17 protein-coding genes are annotated in these 14,804 nt (G+C 32.0%); 15 read left to right on the top strand and 2 right to left on the bottom strand.

The genetic code is table 11. The features are described from left to right. Positions 1 to 40 precede the first annotated feature (40 nt). The 3 genes from JQN76_RS04165 to JQN76_RS14255 all read left to right on the top strand — a co-directional run bounded on the left by JQN76_RS04165 (position 41) and on the right by JQN76_RS14255 (position 1,725). On the top strand, positions 41 to 802 hold the full coding sequence (locus tag JQN76_RS04165; RefSeq protein WP_000323442.1) for an alpha/beta hydrolase: 762 nt from the start codon (positions 41 to 43) through the stop codon (positions 800 to 802). 244 nt (positions 803 to 1,046) lie between these two features. Beyond that, a complete protein-coding gene (locus tag JQN76_RS04170; protein WP_000106185.1) occupies positions 1,047 to 1,502 on the top strand; it encodes a MarR family winged helix-turn-helix transcriptional regulator in 456 nt (151 codons plus the stop codon). Positions 1,503 to 1,623: 121 nt separating this feature from the next. Further along, positions 1,624 to 1,725, top strand: coding sequence for an SE2200 family small protein (locus tag JQN76_RS14255; RefSeq protein ID WP_000731972.1), 102 nt, complete (start codon positions 1,624 to 1,626; stop codon positions 1,723 to 1,725). A 59-nt stretch (positions 1,726 to 1,784) separates the two neighbouring features. On the opposite strand, the gene JQN76_RS04180 is transcribed toward JQN76_RS14255, so the two are convergent. After that, positions 1,785 to 3,209 (bottom strand): alkaline phosphatase, encoded by a 1,425-nt coding sequence (locus tag JQN76_RS04180; RefSeq protein WP_000953758.1) that lies wholly within the window; start codon positions 3,207 to 3,209, stop codon positions 1,785 to 1,787. A gap of 197 nt (positions 3,210 to 3,406) precedes the next feature. Here JQN76_RS04180 and JQN76_RS04185 point away from each other — a divergent pair, with 197 nt between their 5' ends. The 8 genes from JQN76_RS04185 to JQN76_RS04220 all read left to right on the top strand — a co-directional run bounded on the left by JQN76_RS04185 (position 3,407) and on the right by JQN76_RS04220 (position 9,977). Then, positions 3,407 to 3,607, top strand: coding sequence for a hypothetical protein (locus JQN76_RS04185; RefSeq protein WP_000604727.1), 201 nt, complete (start codon positions 3,407 to 3,409; stop codon positions 3,605 to 3,607). 25 nt (positions 3,608 to 3,632) lie between these two features. Further along, positions 3,633 to 4,298 (top strand): nisin susceptibility-associated two-component system response regulator NsaR, encoded by a 666-nt coding sequence (gene nsaR, locus JQN76_RS04190; RefSeq protein ID WP_000697877.1) that lies wholly within the window; start codon positions 3,633 to 3,635, stop codon positions 4,296 to 4,298. 10 nt (positions 4,299 to 4,308) lie between these two features. Then, positions 4,309 to 5,196, top strand: coding sequence for a nisin susceptibility-associated two-component system sensor histidine kinase NsaS (gene nsaS, locus JQN76_RS04195; protein ID WP_000143426.1), 888 nt, complete (start codon positions 4,309 to 4,311; stop codon positions 5,194 to 5,196). A 107-nt stretch (positions 5,197 to 5,303) separates the two neighbouring features. Then, complete coding sequence (locus JQN76_RS04200) at positions 5,304 to 6,059, top strand: ABC transporter ATP-binding protein (RefSeq protein WP_001836721.1); 756 nt, start codon at positions 5,304 to 5,306, stop codon at positions 6,057 to 6,059. Beyond that, positions 6,056 to 8,056, top strand: coding sequence for an ABC transporter permease (locus JQN76_RS04205; RefSeq protein WP_000776734.1), 2,001 nt, complete (start codon positions 6,056 to 6,058; stop codon positions 8,054 to 8,056). Before JQN76_RS04200 ends, JQN76_RS04205 begins: the two co-directional genes overlap by 4 nt. Positions 8,057 to 8,714: 658 nt before the next feature. Continuing rightward, a complete protein-coding gene (locus JQN76_RS04210) occupies positions 8,715 to 8,828 on the top strand; it encodes a hypothetical protein (protein ID WP_011447078.1) in 114 nt (37 codons plus the stop codon). Positions 8,829 to 9,209: 381 nt separating this feature from the next. Further along, complete coding sequence (locus tag JQN76_RS04215) at positions 9,210 to 9,470, top strand: hypothetical protein (protein WP_001791974.1); 261 nt, start codon at positions 9,210 to 9,212, stop codon at positions 9,468 to 9,470. Positions 9,471 to 9,479: 9 nt separating this feature from the next. Then, positions 9,480 to 9,977, top strand: a complete 498-nt coding sequence (locus tag JQN76_RS04220; protein WP_001065268.1) for a glutathione peroxidase — start codon at positions 9,480 to 9,482, stop codon at positions 9,975 to 9,977. Between the two features lie 107 nt (positions 9,978 to 10,084). On the opposite strand, the gene JQN76_RS04225 is transcribed toward JQN76_RS04220, so the two are convergent. Continuing rightward, positions 10,085 to 10,168, bottom strand: a complete 84-nt coding sequence (locus JQN76_RS04225) for a hypothetical protein (RefSeq protein ID WP_031797553.1) — start codon at positions 10,166 to 10,168, stop codon at positions 10,085 to 10,087. A 203-nt stretch (positions 10,169 to 10,371) separates the two neighbouring features. On the opposite strand from JQN76_RS04225, the gene JQN76_RS04230 reads away from it, so the two are divergent. The 4 genes from JQN76_RS04230 (at position 10,372) to JQN76_RS04245 (ending at position 14,783) form a co-directional block, all read left to right on the top strand. Next, entirely contained in the window at positions 10,372 to 12,252 is a 1,881-nt protein-coding gene (locus JQN76_RS04230; protein WP_000775127.1) for an assimilatory sulfite reductase (NADPH) flavoprotein subunit, read from the top strand. Between the two features lie 62 nt (positions 12,253 to 12,314). Then, positions 12,315 to 12,920, top strand: coding sequence for an NAD(P)-binding protein (locus JQN76_RS04235; protein ID WP_001057048.1), 606 nt, complete (start codon positions 12,315 to 12,317; stop codon positions 12,918 to 12,920). Between the two features lie 75 nt (positions 12,921 to 12,995). After that, positions 12,996 to 13,091, top strand: a complete 96-nt coding sequence (locus JQN76_RS04240; RefSeq protein ID WP_001789304.1) for a hypothetical protein — start codon at positions 12,996 to 12,998, stop codon at positions 13,089 to 13,091. 321 nt (positions 13,092 to 13,412) lie between these two features. Continuing rightward, positions 13,413 to 14,783 (top strand): CitMHS family transporter, encoded by a 1,371-nt coding sequence (locus JQN76_RS04245; protein ID WP_001083490.1) that lies wholly within the window; start codon positions 13,413 to 13,415, stop codon positions 14,781 to 14,783. Positions 14,784 to 14,804 lie beyond the last annotated feature (21 nt).

Here is a 14,804-nt window from a genome sequence, read left to right on the forward strand (position 1 = left end):
AAAATGTTGATAAAGTAGAATTAGAAAGGGGTCATGACGTATGGCTTATATTTCATTAAACTATCATTCACCAACAATTGGTATGCATCAAAATTTGACAGTCATTTTACCGGAAGATCAAAGCTTCTTTAATAACGATACAACTGCTAAACCATTAAAAACTTTAATGTTGTTACATGGATTATCAAGTGATGAAACGACATATATGAGATATACAAGCATAGAAAGGTATGCGAATGAACACAAATTAGCTGTGATTATGCCCAATGTAGATCATAGCGCATATGCTAACATGGCATATGGTCATAGCTATTATGATTATATTTTGGAAGTATATGATTATGTTCATCAAATATTTCCACTTTCCAAAAAGCGTGATGACAATTTTATAGCAGGTCACTCTATGGGAGGATATGGCACAATTAAATTTGCATTAACACAAGGGGATAAATTTGCCAAAGCTGTACCATTATCTGCTGTGTTTGAAGCGCAAAATTTAATGGATCTAGAGTGGAATGATTTTTCAAAAGAGGCCATAATTGGCAATCTTTCAAGTGTTAAAGAAACTGAACATGATCCGTATTACTTGCTAGACAAAGCTGTAGCTGAAGATAAACAAATTCCAAAATTGCTCATTATGTGTGGTAAACAAGACTTTTTATATCAAGACAACTTAGATTTTATCGATTATTTATCACGCAAAAATGTTCCTTATCAATTTGAAGATGGACCAGGAGATCATGATTATGCATATTGGGATCAAGCGATTAAGCGTGCTATAACATGGATGGTGAATGATTAATTATTTCTTGGAAAATATGTGGCTGCATTAAATACACAGAGTGAGAGATACAAACTATTTACGCACGACTAACATTTCTAAGTGTTTAAATTATTTTTGTATTAATATGATTGGCGCAATTTGCTGATACACAAAAATGTTTCTCGTGAAACTTAGATTTAGCTTATAGTTTTATCATCATTTGTATGACTTACATTATAAATTTTATTATAATGAGGTTAACGCTTTGAAAGGAGTCATCATCATGTCGACCAATAAAAACGATTATGAGCATATGTTGTTTTATTTTGCATATAAAACCTTTATTACTACCGCTGATGAAATTATAGAGAAGTATGGTATGAGTCGTCAGCATCATCGTTTTTTGTTTTTTATCAATAAATTACCTGGTATTACTATTAAATCATTACTAGAAATATTAGAAATTTCTAAACAAGGATCACATGCAACACTTCAAAAATTAAAAGAGCAAGGTCTCATTATTGAAAAAGTTTTAGAGACTGATCGACGTGTCAAAAAATTATATTCGACGGATAAAGGCGATCAACTCATTGCTGAATTGAACAAGGCGCAAGATGAATTATTGCAAAATATATATCAACAAGTCGGTTCGGATTGGTATGATGTGATGGAAGCATTGGCTAAAGGGCGACCTGGCTTTGATTTTATTAAGCATTTGAAAGATGAAAAAGAAAGCTAGCATCAGAAATGTTAAAAATCTTCGCATTCTTAAATTTAAAAAATATGTCAAAAAGTGTATAATAAAAACATATAATTTAATTGAACTCAGTTTCAACACATCTTAGAAAGGAGTTTGAATGATGAAAAAATTAGCAGTTATTTTAACATTAGTTGGCGGTTTATACTTCGCATTTAAAAAATACCAAGAACGTGTTAACCAAGCACCTAACATTGAGTACTAAATTAAACCATAAAAAATTCCCGAACACCTTGTTATAGTGCTCGGGAATTTTTTTATGCTTTACTTGAATATATCAAATATTATTTTTGCGCTTTCTGTATTTTCGATATTACCACTAAATGATTCTGATCTAGGTCCATAAGCGTAGGTATTAACATCTTCGCCTGTATGTCCATCGGAAGTCCACCCTGTATAAGATTTATCATTTACTGGCTTTTGAATAGCGTGTTGTAGGGCTTTTGTTTGCGTTTCTACTTCTGCGGATTTTTCGCCTTTTTCTTTTTTAAGTAGTCTTTTTAGCTTTTTATTCTCTTTTTTAACCTTTTTCATATCATCTTGTGAAAATTCAAATCCATAACCTTCATTAATAACTTTTTCAGGGTCTTCACCTTTAGCCATTTTTTCTGTCATATATGATCCAGAGTGTTTCATAGATTTAATCGGTTGAGGATTCCATTCGTATCCTTTATCTTTACCAATTGTTAGACCACCAGTAGAGTGATCTGCTGTTGCAACGACAAGTGTATCTTTATGTTTCTTAGCATATTGAATGGCGTCATCGAATGCTTTTTCAAAACCTTCCATTTCAGACATAACGCCTGTAATATCGTTGGAATGCGCTGATTTATCTATAGAAGCACCTTCGACCATTAAAAAGAATCCTTTTTTATTACGCTCAAGCTTACTAAGTGCACTTTGTTGCATATCAGCTAATGATGGTTCATCTTTAGAAGCATCTATTGCAAGTGGCATATTTTTATCTGCAAACAAACCAAGAACTTTATCTTTATCAGATTTTGATAACTCCTTACTGTTCGTGGCAAGGTCGTAACCATCATTTTTGAATTTTTTATCTAAATTGCCATTACTTTTACCGAAATATTTAGCGCCGCCGCCTAATAAAACATCAACTTTATGCTTTCCGTTGATTTTATCTTTATAAAATTGTTTAGCGATTTCGTTTTTATCATCTCTAGAAGTCACGTGTGCAGCATATGCTGCTGGTGTTGCATCTGTTAATTCAGCTGTTGAAACAAGACCAGTCGACTTACCTTTTTCTTTTGCACGTTCAAGCACTGTCTTTACTTTCTGCTTGTTACTGTCAACACCGATGGCACCATTATATGTCTTATGGCCAGAACTAAAGGCTGTTCCGCCAGCTGCAGAATCAGTAATATTCTGTTTTGGGTCATTTGAATATGTACGATTTGTGCCTTTTAAATATGAATCAAAAGCAGTAGGGGTCATTTCTTTGGTATGCGAATCATTTTTATAATAACGATAAGCTGTGTTAAATGATGGACCCATGCCATCGCCAACTAAAAAGATAACATTTTTTGGATTTTTAGTATTACCAACCGCGAAACTTTCATCTTTAGAACTTTTATCGGATTGCGCAATTGCAGGTGTGACAGAACTAAAAACCGTTGACACGATAATAAGGTTAGCAACTGCAAATTTTGTGGCTTTTTTAACTGATAACATAAGACATCCTCCTGAGTATATGACTATGTCTTCAGTGTAAAAGAGGAATTTTGAGCAATTATGTAGTTTTAGTTAAAAATATGTAAACAGAGTGATTTAGAATAACAAAAAATGAATATATATGACAATTTGTTATAGAAAGCGTTAGAATAGAAGCGTGTGAAAATATAGAATTAAATATAATTTGAGGTGGAAAAATGATACTAGTAATGTTATCTCCATTATTAATCATATTCTTTATAGTGTTGTCTATTTTAGAGGAGCGTAAACGTACGAAGAAAAAGCAACTCGAGAAAGAAAAAGCAAATACACTAAATCAAAATACAAATGACACGGAAAGTTCAAATCAAGAGCCGTCATTGCAGCAGGCTAAAGAACAAAAAGATAACAAAGGATAATTCAATTGAAGGAAGAAGATTATAGATGAAAATATTAATTGTTGAAGATGATTTTGTTATAGCAGAAAGTTTAGCATCTGAACTTAAAAAATGGAATTACGGTGTTATTGTCGTTGAACAATTTGATGATATACTGTCTATCTTTAACCAACATCAACCTCAGCTTGTATTGCTAGATATTAATTTGCCAACGTTAAATGGTTTTCATTGGTGTCAAGAAATCCGAAAAACATCTAATGTGCCAATTATATTTATTAGTTCCCGTATTGATAATATGGACCAAATTATGGCAATACAAATGGGGGGAGATGATTTTATCGAAAAACCATTTAACTTGTCATTAACGATTGCCAAAATTCAAGCATTATTGAGACGAACTTATGACTTGTCAGTAGCTAATGATTCATTGACGGTTAAAGGTTGTACATTAATATTAGATGAAGCAAAAGTCGTGTATCAAGAACAAAACATACAGCTATCTTTGACTGAATTACAAATATTAAAGTTATTATTTCAAAATGAAGATAAATATGTAAGTAGAACTGCTTTAATTGAAAAATGTTGGGAATCAGAAAACTTCATAGATGATAACACATTAGCTGTTAACATGACGCGCCTGCGTAAAAAATTAAATACTATTGGCGTTAATGATTTTATCATTACAAAGAAAAATGTCGGATATAAAGTATAGGGTGAATGCAATGACCTTTCTTAAAAGTATTACTCAGGAAATAGCAATAGTCATAGTTATTTTTGCTTTATTTGGCTTAATGTTTTACCTGTATCATTTGCCATTAGAAGCATATTTACTAGCACTTGGCGTTATTTTATTATTATTACTCATATTCATAGGTATTAAATATTTAAGTTTTGTAAAAACTATAAGCCAACAACAACAAATTGAAAACTTAGAAACTGCGTTGTATCAGCTTAAAAATGAACAAATTGAATATAAAAATGATGTAGAGAGCTACTTTTTAACATGGGTACATCAAATGAAAACACCCATTACTGCAGCACAACTGTTACTTGAAAGAGATGAGCCTAATGTTGTGAATCGTGTTCGTCAAGAGGTTATTCAAATTGATAACTATACAAGTTTAGCACTTAGTTATTTAAAGTTATTAAATGAAACTTCTGATATTTCTGTCACTAAAATTTCGATTAATAATATCATTCGCCCAATTATTATGAAATATTCAATACAGTTTATTGATCAAAAAACAAAAATCCATTATGAACCTTGTCATCACGAAGTATTAACTGACGTTAGATGGACCTCTTTAATGATAGAACAATTAATAAATAATGCACTTAAGTATGCGAGAGGTAAAGATATATGGATTGAATTTGATGAGCAATCCAATCAATTATACGTAAAAGATAATGGTATCGGTATTAGTGAAGCGGACTTGCCTAAAATATTTGATAAGGGCTATTCAGGTTATAATGGCCAGCGCCAAAGTAACTCAAGTGGGATTGGTTTATTTATCGTAAAACAAATTTCAACACACACAAACCATCCTGTTTCAGTCGTATCTAAACAAAATGAGGGTACAACATTTACGATTCAATTTCCAGATGAATAAAAACTTTCAATATTGTAAGTATACTAGTAACATTTTTTTACTAATTTAAATGTTATTAGTATTTTTTTGTTTTAATATAGAACTAACAAAGAAATGAGGTGCATGCCATGTTGCTAGAAGTGAAACATGTAAAAAAGGTTTATGGTAAAGGTTTGAATGCTACGACAGCACTTAATCAAATGAATTTATCAGTTGGAGCTGATGAATTTGTTGCAATTATGGGTGAGTCTGGGTCAGGGAAGTCTACACTACTAAATTTAATTGCTTCTTTTGATGGACTAACTGAAGGTGACATTATTGTGGATGGCGCACATTTAAATAATATGAAAAATAAAAGTAAAGCACTGTATCGTCAACAAATGGTAGGTTTTGTTTTTCAAGATTTTAATCTTTTACCAACAATGACGAATAAAGAAAATATAATGATGCCATTAATTTTAGCTGGTGCTAAACGAAAAGATATAGAACAAAGGGTACATCAGTTGGCAGTACAATTACATTTAGAGGGATTCTTAAACAAGTATCCTTCTGAAATCTCTGGGGGTCAGAAGCAACGCATTGCCATTGCACGTGCATTAGTTACTAAACCGACGATTTTACTAGCCGATGAACCTACAGGTGCACTTGATTCAAAAACATCAAAGGCATTGATGATGTTATTTCAAGAGATTCATCAATTGGAACAGACAATTTTAATGGTAACTCATTCAAATATCGATGCGTCTTATGCAGAGCGAGTCATTTTTATTAAAGATGGGCGTCTATATCATGAAATATATCGTGGTGAAGAAAGTCAATTAGCTTTTCAACAACGAATAACAGATAGCTTAGCACTTGTGAATGGAGGAAGTGTCAATATATGAAGTTAAGATTGTTATGGCACATAGTGCGACGTCAATTTATTATGCAGCGACTTGTAATCATTCCATTCATTTTAGCGGTAAGTGTACTATTCATGATTGAATATACGCTTGTGTCAATTGGGTTAAATAGCTACATAAAACAGAAGAATGACTTCCTAGTACCATTTATTATCATAGCTAATTTTTTTATGGCGCTTTTAACTTTTATTTTTATTTTCTATGCAAATCACTTTATGATGTCACAAAGACGAAAAGAGTTTAGCATTTTTATGACATTGGGCATGACCAAGAAAAGTATGCGTTTAATTGTAGTGATGGAAACTATCTTACAATTTGTGATAATTTCAGTCGTTAGTATTGCCGGCGGATACTTACTTGGTGCGATATTTTTCTTGTTTATACAGAAAATAATGGGCAGTGAAGTTGCGACGTTAAGGTATTATCCATTTGACTCTGTAGCGATGTTTATTACTTTGATTATCATTGCTGTATTAATGGGCATGCTACTTATATTCAACTTGTTCAGTATTAATTTTCAACGGCCGATAACTTATCAACATCGTTCCGATTCTAGTGTCATATCACGATGGTTGCGTTACGTTTTAATTGTTATAGGAAGCGCAGCACTATATTTAGGTTACTTTATTGCATTACAACAAGATACGACGTTTGGTGCCTTTTTTAAAATATGGATTGTCATAGGATTAGTTATTATCGGTACTTATGCATTTTTTGTAGGTATAAGTGAAATAATTATTAGTATATTGCAGCAGGTATCAAAAGTTTACTATCATCCACGGTATTTTTTTGTGGTAGTTGGGATGCGTGTACGTCTTAAAATGAATGCAGTCAGTCTTGCAACAATCACTTTGCTGTGTACATTTTTGATTGTAACGCTCACAATGACATTAACAACCTATCGTGATATGAATCATACCATTACGAAATTGATTACGAATGATTATGATTTGTCATTTAGCGACAATTCTAAGTCACAAATAGAACGTCAACAAACGATTGAGAATATTAAACGTGATATACAGGGTTCGGTTAATGCAAAAGACTTCAAAGTATATGAAACGACATTATTTAGAGCTTCTTTAGAAAAGAATCGTGCTTATTACAAGTTAAAACAGGCTAGTGATGATATTCCAATAGACTTCATTGGTAATGAAGGCGCGATATTTTCAAGACAATCAGTAATGATTACAGCTTTTACTGCACAAGATTATAATCGATATCACCAAAACAAATTACACTTAGACAATCAAAGTATAGGTATGATTACGAATGTACCTATTTTTAAAAAGCAGTCTAAGGTCGGTCTTAATAATGAAGTCTTTAAAGTGAAACAACTTGACGCACATGCGTTAAATTTGATGATGATTCAAGATAGTATGGTTTTAATTGTTAAAGATAACAATCAATTACAAAAAGTAAAAGGATTTTATGCACATGAACAAAAGAATTCGACAATATCGATAAACTTTAATGTATTTGGAAAGACGAAATTAACAACATCACAAATACAAAAGCTATCGAAAAAATACGATGCGTCAATAAATTCTAAATCAGAAATGCTAATGGTTTGGGATCGTCTGACAGGTGGACTAATATTTGTAGGTGGCGTAGTATCAATTGTACTTGTCATTGGAATATTTTTAATGATGTACTATAAACAAGTTTCAGAAGCCTATGCAAATCAGCACAATTATGACATTATGAAAAAACTTGGTTTAGATAATGGAAGAATAGCAAAGATAACACGAAATCAAATGACTTTCTTGTTCGCAATACCAATAACAGTAGCACTGATTCATACATTAATTTCTAGTAACATTGTATATACGTTACTAAATATGATAGGTATTAATAACCATCATATATTTTTAACAAGTTACGTACTAGCTGTCATTATAATTTCGTTTCTATATATGGCGATGTACAAAATAACTTCCTATATTTATGCTAAAGTTATTCATCAACAACGTAATTAACCATGTTTCAGTGAAATCACAATCAATCATGTATTTTCACTGAAATATATTATATTAAAAAGAAACCTAAAAACATTACAAATAACAATACCAAATTTGAACCGATAAGATAAAATGTCTTGTCGTTTTTTAATATAACAAGTGATATTTTGGGGATAACAAAAATATATAGATTGTTTATATAAAATGATTTAAAATGTTTTATAACAACATATTTTATGCAACACATAAAATGGGTAACTAACATCACGAAATCATTGTATTTGTTGTTACACTGATGAAGCGATGTCACAAAGAAATGTCGTTATCAAACGAAGCCCGAAATACATACTGATACTCGAAGTAATGTAACGATAAATAACAATGATAACGATTGATTACTACGCAAAAATATATGTAAATTGACGATTTAAATGCAATTCGTATATTTTGCCAATGATTTACACATTAAAATGTTTGAAAATTGTCACAATTCAGTCTAATTTAAAAGGAAGTTACTTACAAAATTCAAAAATCATGCATCGTGTCATTTAGATATTGAAAAAGATGAGTCAAATTTGTTTCATATAATTTCCAATAACAAATTATTATATCTAAATATACAATCAGAAATATATGAATAGAAATATCAATAAGAAAAATAATATGATTAAAAATGATGAATGGCATACTTATAAAGTGTCTAAATATTGGCGGTCAATATTACTTACAAACACGAATGTTAAGTAATGTAGACAATGCTGAAAAAACAATAAGTAGAAACTCTATATAGAATGTTCGTTTTTATTTTTAATAATTGAATAATCATTATTGATGATTTAATATGTATTCGGTCGCACACGATACAAAGTGACTTGTTTTAATGATATGCAATAATATGACGTTTATCGTCGCGTGTAACAATGTATGAGTGTGTCAGTTTAATTTTAAAAGGGTTATAAGGATATTTAATAAGATAAAGGAGGGCTTAATAAACAATCACATGTGAAGTTTTTAAGGATTATATGAGTTGGGCAGCTCTTTAATCCATAGTTATAACGAATTTTAAATTGTTAGATCTAACGTATGGTATCAGTATGTATGAGTTTAACTTAAGTATTAATCTATAGTTTAAAGAGCGGTCTAATTGTCTTTTTAAAAATAGAAAATAAGGATGATTATAATGAGGGGTTATAACGAAAGATATTGTAGCTGGACTAATACAGCTATACAATGTGATTATTTTAATAAAGTAAGACAGGTGAAAAAAGACGGTAAATCGGATAGGTTGAGCAACAACATAAACTCGAACATTATTTATCGTGTGCTCGAAAAATGTATCACGCTATATAATGTATGTTCGCGGTGTAAACGCGCACTTATTTTATCAGAACATTCTAAAAAGAACATATTCAATATAAAAAAGGCTGTGTAGGGGTGTCTTATGAATAATAGAAATGTGTATGATATCGAAGTAAGTGATTATAAAGGCTTAACTTATAAATTAGAAGCATTTAGAGGTAAAGTGATTTTGGTTGTTAATACTGCAACAGAATGTATATATAGCGAACAATTGAAAAAACTAGAGACTTTGTTTCAAAAATATAAGGATCGTGGGTTTGTAGTGTTGAGTTTTCCGAATAATAATTTTGACAATCGACAACCAGGTTCTAATGAAGAAATCTTGAAAATTAGTCGTGAGAAATTTGGTGTAACATTTCCAGTGTTAGCTAAAATATCTGTGAACGGGAACGATGAACATCCGTTATTTACGCATTTAAAGAATGAACAACCAGGAATCTTTGGGTCCCCAATAAAATGGAATTTCACAAAATTTATAATCGATCGACAAGGAAATGTTGTAAATCGATTCTTGCCAATGGAAGATCCATTGGATATATCGACAAATATAGAAATATTATTGCAAGAATCTTCATCTTAAATTTAAATTTGAGCGCTTAGTATGCAAATAACACAAGAGCCTCTTAATGATGTACTAATAGTATGTTATTAGGAGGCATTTTATATTTAGAAAATCAGTAATTTGACCTATTTTACTGAAAGGCTGATTTGGTACATAATAAATAGTAAATAAATAAAAAATAACAACGATGCATTACTGTATGCATTAATAACTGATACGACATAATCATATTTTTGTCTGAATTACTGATAATGTCATTCAAGCAACATGAAAGTTGTAAATATTTGCAAGTATAACTATCAGACACAACTCAAGTTTGTTTTAATTTATACCATACATATTAAAAAATTGACTAAACTATCGATAAAAAATGAGTCAATCATCTATTTCAAGTTTATTGAGGTGAAAATATTTGAAATTAAATACATCTAATAGTCCATTTACAGAAAAACAAGTCTCACAGATTAACAATCTGCTGCAAACATTAACAGAGAGCCAACAACAGTGGCTTAGTGGGTTTTTACTAGCTAATAGTAACGATACGACAAGTGATAGTAATCAACAACAATTAGAGACAGAAGTGTGGCAACAATCACAAATATCAGAAGAACAAGCAACTTCAACAACGTATATGTTACAAAATAAAGAGCCACATATCGAAGCTAATCAGCGGCATGTTACAGTGCTATATGGTTCTGAATCAGGTAATGCCATGCGTTTAGCTGAAATTTTTTCAGAACGTTTAAGTGATATCGGACATCAAGTTGTTTTGATGTCAATGGATGAATATGATACGACAAACATCGCACAGTTAGAAGATTTATTTATTATTACGTCTACTCATGGTGAAGGAGAACCGCCTGATAATGCATGGGATTTCTTTGAATTTTTAGAAGACGATAACGCACCTAATTTAAATCATGTGAGATATTCAGTACTAGCTTTAGGTGATCAAACATATGAATTTTTCTGTCAAGCTGGTAAAGATGTTGATGCTTTACTAGAAAATCTAGGCGCTGAACATATATGTAAGCGTGTAGATTGTGATATTGATTATGAAGAAGACGCAGAAAAGTGGATGGCAGACATCATTAATATGATTGATACCACATCAGAAGGTATTCAAAGTGAATCGGTGATAAGTGAATCAATTAAGTCTGCCAAAGAAAAGAAATATTCTAAATCAAATCCATACCAAGCAGAAGTATTAGCGAATATCAATTTAAATGGTACCGATTCAAATAAAGAAACACGACATATAGAATTTTTACTTGATGATTTTAGTGAATCATATGAACCAGGAGATTGTATAGTAGCATTACCGCAAAACGACCCTGAATTGGTTGAAAAACTAATATCCATGTTAGGTTGGGATCCGCAATCTCCGGTGCCAATTAATGATCATGGTGATACAGTTCCTATTGTTGAAGCTCTAACATCACATTTTGAATTTACTAAATTAACATTGCCATTATTGAAAAATGCAGATATCTATTTTGACAATGAAGAATTATCTGAACGTATTCAAGATGAGTCATGGGCGCGTGAATATGTTATAAATCGGGACTTTATAGATTTAATAACAGATTTTCCAACTATAGAATTACAACCTGAGAATATGTATCAAATCCTTAGAAAATTACCACCAAGAGAGTATTCGATTTCTAGTAGTTTTATGGCAACGCCAGATGAAGTGCATATTACCGTTGGTACGGTTCGTTATCAAGCACATGGACGTGAGAGAAAAGGTGTATGCTCGGTTCATTTTGCTGAGCGTATTAAACCAGGCGATATAGTACCAATTTATTTGAAGAAAAATCCGAACTTCAAATTTCCGATGAAGCAAGATATACCGGTTATTATGATTGGACCAGGTACTGGAATTGCTCCTTTTAGAGCATATTTACAAGAACGTGAAGAACTTGGTATGACTGGAAAAACATGGTTGTTCTTTGGTGATCAACACCGTAGTTCTGACTTTTTATATGAAGAAGAAATAGAAGAATGGCTTGAAAATGGAAACTTAACACGCGTAGATTTAGCATTTTCAAGAGACCAAGAACACAAAGAATATGTACAGCATCGTATAATGGAAGAAAGTGAACGTTTCAATGAATGGATTGAGCAAGGCGCAGCAATCTATATTTGTGGCGATGAAAAATGTATGGCGAAAGATGTCCATCAAGCCATTAAAGATGTATTGGTAAAAGAACGTCATATTTCTCAAGAAGAAGCAGAGTTATTATTGCGACAAATGAAACAACAACAACGCTATCAACGTGATGTTTATTAGCGATTGGTGTTAAATATTTTAAGGTGTAATGATGTAAAAAGATATAAAGGATGTTGCTCAACATGAATATGCCATTAATGATAGATTTAACAAATAAAAATGTCGTCATAGTTGGTGGAGGCGTCATTGCAAGTCGTCGGGCACAAACATTAAGTCAATACGTTGAACATATGACGGTCATCAGTCCGACAATCACAGAAAAACTTCAAAAAATGGTAGATAAAGGTGTCGTCATATGGAAAGAAAAAGAATTTGAACCAAGTGATATTGTAAATGCTTATTTAGTTATTGCAGCAACCAATGAGCCACGTGTCAATGAAGCGGTAAAACAAGCCTTACCTGAGCATGCCCTTTTTAATAATGTTGGAGATGCATCAAATGGCAATGTTGTATTTCCAAGTGCACTACACCGCGACAAGCTAACTATCAGTGTATCAACTGATGGTGCGAGTCCTAAGTTGACAAAATCAATTATGGCAGAGCTTGAGGCGTTATATCCACCATCATACAGTTCGTATATCGACTTTTTATATACTTGCCGACAGAAAATAAAAGTACTTGATATAACATATAACGAAAAGCAACAGTTACTGTCACAAATTGTGTCACAAGAATATTTAAATCATGACAAACAAGCTCAATTTTTAGCGTGGTTGGATGTAAGATAATAATAGCGGACCGTCTAACCGTCTAAGGTAAGTCTTCTTATTTTAACTTTAACGCTTAATCATTGAAATTAAGACATGGGCGGCTTTGTGAATAGTCTAATAATGAAGGATTTAAGCGATAATGATATGCGTTTTAAATATGAATATTACAATAGAGAAAAAGATACGTAGAACAAACTTAATAAAATAGATGGATAAATTGAAATCTGGTTGAAGTCGTTACTATCATAGCGACCTTTAGCCAGATTTTTTGTGCAATAGAAAGCAATAATAAAAATGATAAATCAAAATGAAATACAGGACAGGATATACAAGGATTAGTCATGCCATGTTATCAAGTAGGAAAATCAAACTTCACTATTGATAGTTACGCAAAAAAGATTTTTTTGATAAAATGAGATAACTTAAATATAAAAAATTATATTAATTATAATATTTAAGTTAAAGAGGGGGATTATGTAAATTGTATTAAAAGTGGAGGGAGAAAATAATATGAATAGTGATAATATGTTGTTAACAGTAATGGGGCTCATTATTATTATTTCAATTGTAGGTTTACTCATTGCCAAAAAGATAAATCCAGTTGTAGGTATGACAATCATACCTTGCTTAGGGGCAATGATTTTAGGATATAGTGTGACAGATTTGGTTGGATTTTTTGCTAAAGGGTTAGATCAAGTCATCAACGTTGTTATTATGTTTATCTTTGCCATTATTTTCTTTGGTATCATGAACGATAGTGGTTTATTCAAGCCGCTTGTCAAACGCTTAATATTAATGACACGAGGCAATGTCGTCATTGTCTGTGCAATGACAGCTTTAATTGGCACAATAGCCCAATTAGATGGGGCCGGTGCGGTAACATTTTTGCTTTCTATTCCTGCATTATTACCTTTATATAAAGCGTTAAATATGAATAAATATTTATTGATTTTACTATTAGCATTAAGTGCGGCGATTATGAACATGGTACCTTGGGGAGGTCCAATGGCACGTGTAGCTGCAGTGTTAAAAGCCAAAAGTGTCAATGAATTATGGTATGGATTAATTCCTATTCAAATAATAGGATTCATTCTTGTTATGTTGTTTGCGGTATATCTTGGATTTAAAGAACAAAAACGTATCAAAAAAGCAATAGAGAGAAATGAATTACCGCAAACACAAGATATAGATGTACATAAATTAGTTGAAGTATATGAACGAGATCAAGATGTAAGGTTTCCTGTAAAAGGACGTGCACGAACAAAACCATGGATAAAATGGGTGAATACAGCTTTAACTTTAGCTGTTATTCTAGCGATGTTAATAAATATTGCGCCACCTGAATTTGCATTCATGATAGGTGTCTCATTGGCGCTTGTTATTAATTTTAAATCAGTGGATGAACAAATGGAGCGATTAAGAGCGCATGCGCCGAATGCATTAATGATGGCTGCAGTGATTATTGCAGCAGGTATGTTTTTAGGTGTACTAAATGAAACCGGTATGCTTAAAGCGATTGCGACGAATTTAATCAAAGTGATTCCTGCAGAAGTAGGACCATACTTGCATATTATTGTAGGTTTACTTGGCGTACCATTAGATTTACTAACTAGCACAGACGCTTATTATTTTGCTGTGTTACCGATCGTCGAACAAACAGCAGGGCAATTTGGTGTACCGTCTGTATCAACAGCTTATTCAATGGTTATAGGGAATATTATAGGTACATTTGTCAGTCCGTTTTCACCAGCCTTATGGTTGGCAATTGGTTTAGCAGAGGCAAACATGGGCACGTATATTAAGTATGCATTCTTTTGGATTTGGGGATTCGCCATCGTTATGTTAGTAATTGCAATGTTGATGGGCATTGTGACGATTTAAGTATGAAAAATAGAAACTATA

Origin of the sequence: Staphylococcus sp. SM3655 (assembly GCF_016917315.1) — a bacterium.
In the GTDB taxonomy this organism is placed as follows: Bacteria; Bacillota; Bacilli; order Staphylococcales; family Staphylococcaceae; genus Staphylococcus; species Staphylococcus aureus.

Coding starts and splice junctions, on each gene's coding strand:
- JQN76_RS04165 (WP_000323442.1), top strand. CDS start 41: ATGGCTTATATTTCATTAAACTATCATTCACCAACAATTGGTATGCAT.
- JQN76_RS04170 (WP_000106185.1), top strand. CDS start 1,047: ATGTCGACCAATAAAAACGATTATGAGCATATGTTGTTTTATTTTGCA.
- JQN76_RS14255 (WP_000731972.1), top strand. CDS start 1,624: ATGAAAAAATTAGCAGTTATTTTAACATTAGTTGGCGGTTTATACTTC.
- JQN76_RS04180 (WP_000953758.1), bottom strand. CDS start 3,209: ATGTTATCAGTTAAAAAAGCCACAAAATTTGCAGTTGCTAACCTTATT.
- JQN76_RS04185 (WP_000604727.1), top strand. CDS start 3,407: ATGATACTAGTAATGTTATCTCCATTATTAATCATATTCTTTATAGTG.
- nsaR (WP_000697877.1), top strand. CDS start 3,633: ATGAAAATATTAATTGTTGAAGATGATTTTGTTATAGCAGAAAGTTTA.
- nsaS (WP_000143426.1), top strand. CDS start 4,309: ATGACCTTTCTTAAAAGTATTACTCAGGAAATAGCAATAGTCATAGTT.
- JQN76_RS04200 (WP_001836721.1), top strand. CDS start 5,304: ATGTTGCTAGAAGTGAAACATGTAAAAAAGGTTTATGGTAAAGGTTTG.
- JQN76_RS04205 (WP_000776734.1), top strand. CDS start 6,056: ATGAAGTTAAGATTGTTATGGCACATAGTGCGACGTCAATTTATTATG.
- JQN76_RS04210 (WP_011447078.1), top strand. CDS start 8,715: ATGAATGGCATACTTATAAAGTGTCTAAATATTGGCGGTCAATATTAC.
- JQN76_RS04215 (WP_001791974.1), top strand. CDS start 9,210: ATGATTATAATGAGGGGTTATAACGAAAGATATTGTAGCTGGACTAAT.
- JQN76_RS04220 (WP_001065268.1), top strand. CDS start 9,480: ATGAATAATAGAAATGTGTATGATATCGAAGTAAGTGATTATAAAGGC.
- JQN76_RS04235 (WP_001057048.1), top strand. CDS start 12,315: ATGAATATGCCATTAATGATAGATTTAACAAATAAAAATGTCGTCATA.
- JQN76_RS04240 (WP_001789304.1), top strand. CDS start 12,996: ATGGGCGGCTTTGTGAATAGTCTAATAATGAAGGATTTAAGCGATAAT.
- JQN76_RS04245 (WP_001083490.1), top strand. CDS start 13,413: ATGAATAGTGATAATATGTTGTTAACAGTAATGGGGCTCATTATTATT.